Source organism: Brevibacterium sp. HMSC08F02, from assembly GCF_001807555.1.
Taxonomy (GTDB): Bacteria; Actinomycetota; Actinomycetes; order Actinomycetales; family Brevibacteriaceae; genus Brevibacterium; species Brevibacterium ravenspurgense.
Genome location: NZ_KV789350.1, coordinates 46,192 through 54,042, shown reverse-complemented (window position 1 = coordinate 54,042; position 7,851 = coordinate 46,192). Strand labels below are relative to the sequence as shown.

Here is a 7,851-nt window from a genome sequence, read left to right as displayed (position 1 = left end):
CGACAAAGGCGATCGGTCCGCCGTCAACGGCTTCCGGAGCGACGTGGCCGATGCACAGACCCGTCGAACCGCCCGAGAAGCGACCGTCGGTGCCGCCGGACTCGCACTGACCGGCAACGGAGTCTGGGCCGCCGTCCTGCTGGTCCTTTCGTCGATTCCGTCGTTTGCCATCTACTTCTACGCCGAACGTCACGGTGTCCAGGTCGACAAGCTGCTGTCCAAGGGCACCTTGGGCCAGCTGGTGTGGCCCCACGTGATTATGGGCGTCATGGTTGCCGCACTGTTGTTCGGAATCGTGTTCCACTTGACCACCGGACAGCCCGTCATCCCCGTGACCGATGTTTCGCAGGGCCTTGCCGACAATATGAGCAACGGCCATACCGCACCCCTCTCCCGTGGGTTGATCGGAGGCGGTATTGTCGCCCTCATTCCGATCGTGTGGGCGATCATCTCCGTGCGCCGCACCAAGACCCAGGAACCTGACCCGGCCGACATTCCCGACGAGGACTGACTCCGTACCCCAGGTAAGAATCTACACCCTCACGTTGCGGCACACACCCTCAATGTACGGGCGAGAATTAGGCAAAGAGCAGCTCGCCGAACTCCGCGAGGGCGTCCAGCCCCACGGGTTCGGCCGGCAGGAGCGGAGTCTGCGCAATAACGGCATCCGCACCCACCTCGGCGCGCAGGTGGGACACCCACTGCTCCTCCATCGCGCGTCGCGCCTGGAGGAGCTCCCCAGCACCGGCGGGCGAGCGCTTGTTCACGACGTATGCCAGCACTCCTACGTGCGATTCCGCGAGCTGATCGCGCAGCTCGATCGTCTCGAGCACGGGAAGACGTTCTGCGGCGAGCGCCACGACGAACCCCGTGACCGCCTCGTCCTGCAAGGTGGTCCGCAGGGACGACAACAGCTCGCGCCGTTCGTACAGCAAGTGGCGGATGCGCCGCTCGCGACGTGCCTTCGGGCTCCCCTCGTCGCCGGTCATTGGATTGCCACCCATGGCACGCACCGCCCGACCGAATTTGTCGGATCGCTGACGATTCTCCAGCAAGGCATCCGTCCACTGCGCCATTGCCACGGGCAGGGACAACAGCCGCGACGTGTGGCCACTCGGTGCGGTATCGAAGACGATGAGGTCGTAGCGCTCCAGGCCGTCCCGCGTGAGCTTTGCGACACGCTCGAGCAGCGCGGCCTCGTGCGAACCGGGAGCGGCCGCCGCTGCTCGCAGGTAGCGCGTCACCTCACCGCGCATTCCATCAGCGACGAGTCCGTAGAGGTGTTCGCCGATCGCCTCGATGTGTTCCTTCGCGGCACGCTCGGGATCGATTTCGAGGGCATCGAGGTTGTCCGCCAACCCCACCGGCGAACCGCCTATTGTCCGTCCGAACAGGTGGCCCAGGTTGTGCGCCGGGTCGGTCGACACGAGCAGCACCCGGCGGCCCCCTCGAGCCTGGTCAAGAGCGACGGTCGCGGCGCACGTCGTCTTGCCCACGCCGCCCTTGCCTCCGAAGAAGATCACCCGCCGCGTAGACACGAGTTCACGCAAGGTCATGCTAGTGGCCTCCTCCTAACAACACTTGATGCCATCCGTGGGCGGGCGGTCCATGCCCATGCGGGTATGCCAGGCGTGGAATTCCTCGAGCACGATCGGGTAGAGCTCCATCGTGTAGGCGCTGGCGGGGTTGGGGATTCCGAGTGCCTCGCCACACACGTAGAGCATGAATAGGTCATCCTCGTCGCGCTGAGCCCTAGCGAGGGCCTGTCGGTAGGGGCCGTAGTAGTACTCTCCGAGCCCCTCGGTGAATGCGGCGAAGCCGCGCCGAAGCTGTTCGACGCGGCATCGCAACCCACCGTCCCGGCGGGCGGGCGTCCCGTTCTGGGACGCCTGCCCGCCCGACGAATCACAGCCCGCAGGCTGGGGCGAATCATCGGTCACTTGGAGCCGGTTTCCTGCAGGGACTCGGCGACGGTGCGCCGCTCGACCGGATCCTCGCCTTCGGGTTCGGGATCGCTCTTTCCAGCCTTAACCATGGACGACACCGATTCGATGACGGTCCAGAGCGCGGCCACAAAGATCGCGGAGCCGAAGCCCAGCAGCAGCCAGTTCTTCGCGGCGAAGAACTCCCCAAGCTGGATCACCAGTGCCCAGAACGTCATGGTGAAGACGAAGAGGAGCGGGATGAGAATCGGCAGGACCGGCCTGCGTTTGCGCAACAGCATGACGCCCAGGACGGACAGCGTGAGCACCGCCAGGATCTGGTTTGTCGTACCGAAGAGCGGCCACAGGATCATGCCACCGTCGCCGGCTCCACCCTCACCCGCACCGAATGCCAGGCCGAGGCCCAGGGCGAGCGCGATGATCGTGCCGACGACCGGGGTGATCTTCACGCCCATCTGCGCGCCGATTTCCGCGATGATGAGGCGGTGCAGACGCACGGCGGTATCCATCGTCGTTGCGGCGAAGAGGATGGCCATTGTCGCGAGGACCGTTGCGGACAAGCTCAGCGGGATGCCGAGTCCCTCGTTGAGGATGTTGCCACCGCCGGCGACGAAAGCGCCAATTCCGCCGTTCGCGTAAGCCTCCTGGAAGTCACCCATGGCCTTGAAGCCGGAGGACACGGCGATGATCGTACCGAGCGCGAGCAGGCCTTCGCCCACAGCACCGAAGTAGCCAACGAAGCGGGCGTCGGTTTCCTTGTCGAGCTGCTTGGACGAGGTGCCCGAGGCGACCACGCCATGGAAGCCGGAGATCGCGCCACAGGCGACGGTCACGAAGAGCAGCGGCCAGATGGGTGCCTGGCCGGCGGGCAGTTCCGAAGCCACCGGGTCGAGGAGGACCGTCGGCGCGGAGATGATGATCGCGGCATAGAGGATGCCCAGGCCGATGAACAGCTGGAGGCCGTTGATGTAGTCACGCGGCTGGAGCAGCATCCACACCGGCAAGAGCGAGGCGACGCCCGCGTAGAGGAAGAGGACGACGATCCAGAACGCCTGTGCGGACATGCCCATGATGGTTTCGGGCAGGACGATCGGGAACTTGTCGCCCAGGATGATGAGCGCGTAGAGAACGACGACGCCGACGATCGAGACGATCGGCAAGTTCCACTTGAGGCGGTAGATAGCCTGGCCGATGCACAGCGCGACGGCGATCGCACCCCAGGTCGGGATGACTGCGGTCGGTGTGGTGACGAGCAGGCCGGCGATGATCGAGGCAAACACCGCGTTGACGATGATGATGAGCAGGAAGATAACGACGGTGAAGAGCAGCGAGCCCCGACCACCGATGTAGCGCTTGGCCAGGTCGCCGATTGTGCGGCCCTTGTTACGGGTCGAGGCCCACAGCGCACCGAAGTCGTGCATGCCGGCGAAGAACACCGTACCGATGGTCACCCACAGGAATGCCGGCAGCCAGCCCCAGATCATGGCGACCGCAGGACCCGTGATGGGCGCCGCACCCGCTACCGAGGTGAAGTGGTGTCCCCACAGCACCCACTTGTTGGTGGGCACGAAGTCGACGCCGTCGCGTTGCGCGTGCGCGGGGGTGATGGCGTGCTCGTCAAGCTGGTAGACCTTCTTGGCGAGGAACTTGGAGTAAAGAAAATGGCCGGCCAGGATCATTACCAGGCCAATAAACATGATGATGAGTGAGTTCATCTACGCTCGTCTCCCGCGGCCCCCATTGGCCGTAGTGGCGGTCATTGTCTTGGGCGGCGTCGTTACTCGGCGCCACACCGCATATGTCATTGCATGAGCAGCCCACGATCAAACACCATCGCATGCGCATTTACGCACCATTCAGATGCATAAACGCTCTGCGATATGCGAAGAATCATAGCTGAATTGCCATTGTTTCTGTGAGCTGTATCTCAGTTACCTGGTCACAGTCTGATTACGAATTCCATCACGTCGATTGCCGGAACCGCCGCCGAGGCGCCCGCCAGCGCCCGCGCCCCTGGCACCTTGGGTGCGCGACACCTCGGACGACCCCCATGCCGGACGACGGCTGGGCCAAGAGGATTCAGGGCATGCGAAAGGGGCACAAGTTTCCACCTGTGCCCCTTTCGCGTACTTCAGTTTTCAGCGGCACCCAGCAGGCACCTCGGGAGCGTGTGCACCGCTCCCCTGACGTGGCTCAGTCCGTCGTGACGGCTCCGAGTACAACCCGACCAGGGGCATCAGTTCGGCGCGTGAACACCGGTTCCAGGAGCTCCGTAGTCGGTGTTGAATCCGAAAGCCCTGCGTTCGAGTTCTGGCAGCGATGTGTTCGAAGTCGTCGAAACGTACTGTCGGATCGAACCGGTGAATTCGCTGCTCGAGCTGTTCTTACCGTAGGCGTCCGTGTAGATGAACTCCGACCCGCCGCTGTTGTCGACCGTCGAGTTCTGAACATAGACATCGCGCTGTGCTCCGTTGAACGGCGAGGACGGGTCCTTCTGGTCAAGGGCACCGGACATCGTCGACCACGGCCAGCCGACCGTCTTGTCGCTGTCGAACAGCTGGGAGACCGGCTTTGCCTCACCGCCTGAGGCAAAGCGCGACGGGTTGCGCACACCGAACCAGGGGTCGAAGCGGGCGATTGTCTTGCCGCTTGGATCCGCGATCGTCGTGTCAGACTCCCACAATTCGTACAGCCCCCACACATCGCTGGTCTTCGGACCGTTGAGCACATTGGCATTGACGCACTTTTCATCAGGAATTCGCCGCGCACCGGTGTTTGCACCCGGCAGATCGGATCCGCTGGTCTGCACCTTTTCGTCCGTGCAGTTGCGGATGTATTCGTTCGGCTGGCCGAAGGGCGTCAACGTCGTGACGGCCATTTCGGTCCCATCACTGCAGCGAACCGCGTAGAACAATTCGTGGGCATTGTTGCTCAGAGCGTCCTTTGAGTGGGACCCCTGGTGCACCTTCATCAGGTAGTCGCATTCGATCGGCTTGCCGGACGCGTCACGCGCATAGCCTGCTCGGTCTGCCCTCACCTGCTTGACGTTGTTGCGGACAACGAACTTGTGTCCGTAGTGGTCTTCGTGACGGTGAGGCACTGAACCGTGCTCTTCGGCGGCCACTGCCGAAACTTCGTTTGCGTAGCTGAACGGAATGCCGGTTGCCTTGTCACCGGTCTTCTTAACAGCCCACTCGTAGATATCGGAAGTGCGCGGATCGTCTCCGTGCTCATGGCCGAAGGTGCACTTCTTTCCGGTAGCCGGGTCAACCGCGGAAGTCGGGTGCCACGAGTCGTAGCGCTTGCCGTCGGGCCCTGTCACCGTGTATTCATCGTGCAGCGAGGCTGGGCACGTGTCGTACTCCGACGGCTCCCAGCCGTATGTCTTGCGATCGCCGTCGTCATGGTTTTCGTGACCGTGGTGCGCATCTGCTGTGCTGTGGTCATCACCGCCGTCGTCATCTGCCGGTGCGCTGGGTTCGGCAGTGCCTGTTGGCGACGGTTCGGCAGTGGGAGTTGTCTCCTCAGCCGGTGTGCGCTCCTGTTCTGTCGGTTCCTCCGAGGGGGTCGCGGCAGGCTCAGCGGCTGCGGCGGTAGCTCCGTACAAAGCCAGAAGAGCACTGAATGCGGCTGCGGCGGCCGTCTTTCGATTGATTTTCACTTTGTCCTCCTGCGGAACAGCATGATTGCGGTAATGCCGAAGGCGATCAGAGCGGCACCTGCGGCGAGCGCACCTGCAAACTGCGCTCCCGTACGCGGCAGCGGACTGTTGTTGCCGCCTTGCTGCTGGGCTTCAGCACCTGCCCCTTCACCGGCGTCGGCGCTTGAACCGGCACCTGCACCGTTCTCACGAGAGTTGCCTGAAGAACCGGTGTCGTCTTCTGGTTCAGATCCCTCGGGTGCTCCTGTGTCGGTATCGGCATCGTCTCCGGGGGCTTCTGGCTGCTGAGTTCCCTCCGCGGGATCAGAGGTCTGTGTACTGTCTTCTGTCGGCTCTTCTTCCGGATCAGGAGCTTCCGAAGGTTCGTCGTCGGTCGGACCCTGGGCAGGCAGATCTGCTACTCTCATGGTTCCGATGCTTCCTATTCCATCGCCGCCGGCCACAAACTGGTGACCATTGCGGCCGTTCATCCCTTCGACGACTCCGACGCCGCGTCCCAGGCGCTCGGCTTTGGCTTCGCCCTTGATAACGGAAATGTAGTCGTCTGAAACATCATCAACAGAGATCCGCGGAGCATTGAGCGCGCGGGTATCGAGCGCCCATGCGCGGTTCGCCGAGTAGTCGCCGATGACCAGCGTGCCGGAGCTGCCCTTCTTCTGCGGCGGCAGTGCGGACACCGCAAAGCCGAAGCTGCCAGCGTCTTCAACACCGTCGATCCACCATCCGCGGTCCTTGCCGTCAGCTGCGACTGACTTGCCGTCAGTGGCCGCCGGGTCAGTGGTGACTGTCTGCTTGGAGTCGGCACCGCGGACGATCGCAACCGCGCCGTTGCGCTTGTCTGGCCCCGCACCCGGTGCGCCGTCAGCACCGATGATCAGGTCGTCTTTGCCGTCGTTGTCGAGATCGCCGGCGGAGGCAACAGATATGCCCAAGCGGTCGCGTCCGCGCTCCGGTCCGTTGACGGTGAAGCCTTCGAAGTCTTCGCCGAGCTTGACTTCACCCCTGACATGGCCGAATACAACCCACGCCATGCCGTGGGCGCTTCCCTCATAGCCAGCGGGCTTGGCAACATAGCCGCCCAGCACGAGGTCGGGCTTGCCGTCGCCGTTGACATCTCCGGCCGGGGCGATTGTCGACAGCCCCTGTTCCGGCGCACCGTCAATTGTGGCGATGATCCGCTTGGAATCAGGAATCTCTACGGTTGCGATGTCGTCGCTTCCAGCGACCACGGTCGCCGCACCGGCCCTGCTGTTGCGAGTCAGCGAAATGACTGCGACATCGTCCTTGCCGTCGCCGTCGATATCACCGACGCCGGTTGCAAAGTAGCCAGTCCTGTCATTCTGCTTGCTGGCGATGATGAAACCGCGATCACCCAGGTGGTCCAGCTGAATGTGCTCGGACTCTCTGCTGCCGAAGACCACGTATGCCCGCGACTTGGTGAACTGCGTGACGATGATGTCGTCGATTCCGTCGCCGTTGACATCACCGGCGCAGTTGACGCTGAAGCCGACGAGCGCGTTCTCCTCCGAAGGTCCTTCAATTCTGATGACACCCGTTGTCGGGTCATCGAGTTGCCCCTGCTTCGCGCCGTTTGGAATGACGTAGGCCACGCCTACTGAGCTTGTGCCCAAACGGTCCCACATCCACGCACTGGTGACTATGTCGTGTTTGCCGTCGCCGGTGAAATCGCAGGAGCTCTGCGAGACAGCTGACCCTGTTGCAGCCCCCGTGGCCCCTGTCCATGTAAGCACGTCGTCAGCGGGAGCCGCTGTGGCCGGGCTCGCTTGGCCGACCGCGAGTGCTGTCGCGGCCAAGAGAACGGAGGCCGCTGATGCAGCAGCCCGTCTCGGCCACGATGTCGCTTGAGTTTTCATGTACTGCTTTCTGTGAGTGCCCCTTTTGGCCGCCGATGAGTCAGCCGCCTTGAGGGCCCGAAATCATTAGGTCAGGGTTTCCTGACCTAATGAGGTTAGCATTACCTAAGTTCTCTGTGAATCGCGTTTCAGCAGGCCAGACGCCCGACTTTCATCGGTCAGAAGCATCAGGGCATGCGAAAGGGGCACAGGTTTCCACCTGTGCCCCTTTCGCGTACTTCAGTTTTCAGCGGTGCTCAGCAGGCACCTCGGGAGCGTGTGCGGCACTCCCCTGACGTGACTCAGTCCGTCGTGACGGCTCCGACTGCGGCCGAGCGGACCAGCTTGGCGTACTTGCCGAGCGTGCCGTGCAGACGCGGGTTCTCCGGCAGCG

5 protein-coding genes and 1 pseudogene are annotated in these 7,851 nt (G+C 63.0%); all 6 read right to left on the bottom strand.

The window, feature by feature from the left end:
• A pseudogene (locus HMPREF3172_RS10640) lies at positions 1 to 91 on the bottom strand (dihydroxy-acid dehydratase); the annotation flags it as partial.
• Positions 92 to 578: 487 nt separating this feature from the next.
• A complete protein-coding gene (locus HMPREF3172_RS03845; RefSeq protein WP_070515573.1) occupies positions 579 to 1,556 on the bottom strand; it encodes an ArsA family ATPase in 978 nt (325 codons plus the stop codon).
• A 15-nt stretch (positions 1,557 to 1,571) separates the two neighbouring features.
• Positions 1,572 to 1,940 (bottom strand): cory-CC-star protein, encoded by a 369-nt coding sequence (locus tag HMPREF3172_RS03840; protein ID WP_370919339.1) that lies wholly within the window; start codon positions 1,938 to 1,940, stop codon positions 1,572 to 1,574.
• Positions 1,937 to 3,658, bottom strand: coding sequence for a carbon starvation CstA family protein (locus tag HMPREF3172_RS03835; RefSeq protein WP_070515570.1), 1,722 nt, complete (start codon positions 3,656 to 3,658; stop codon positions 1,937 to 1,939). The genes HMPREF3172_RS03840 and HMPREF3172_RS03835 overlap by 4 nt, the downstream gene beginning before the upstream one ends.
• A 521-nt stretch (positions 3,659 to 4,179) precedes the next feature.
• Positions 4,180 to 5,604 carry a hypothetical protein gene (locus HMPREF3172_RS03830; protein WP_061943359.1) on the bottom strand — a complete coding sequence of 475 codons (1,425 nt, stop codon included), beginning with the start codon at positions 5,602 to 5,604 and terminating at the stop codon, positions 4,180 to 4,182.
• Positions 5,601 to 7,478: an FG-GAP repeat protein gene (locus HMPREF3172_RS03825; RefSeq protein ID WP_083281401.1), complete on the bottom strand. Its 1,878-nt coding sequence runs from the start codon at positions 7,476 to 7,478 to the stop codon at positions 5,601 to 5,603. Before HMPREF3172_RS03825 ends, HMPREF3172_RS03830 begins: the two co-directional genes overlap by 4 nt.
• Positions 7,479 to 7,851 lie beyond the last annotated feature (373 nt).

Excerpts from the sequence above, each read along its gene's own strand:
- HMPREF3172_RS03845 (WP_070515573.1), bottom strand. The coding sequence starts at position 1,556 with ATGACCTTGCGTGAACTCGTGTCTACGCGGCGGGTGATCTTCTTCGGA.
- HMPREF3172_RS03835 (WP_070515570.1), bottom strand. The coding sequence starts at position 3,658 with ATGAACTCACTCATCATCATGTTTATTGGCCTGGTAATGATCCTGGCC.
- HMPREF3172_RS03825 (WP_083281401.1), bottom strand. The coding sequence starts at position 7,478 with ATGAAAACTCAAGCGACATCGTGGCCGAGACGGGCTGCTGCATCAGCG.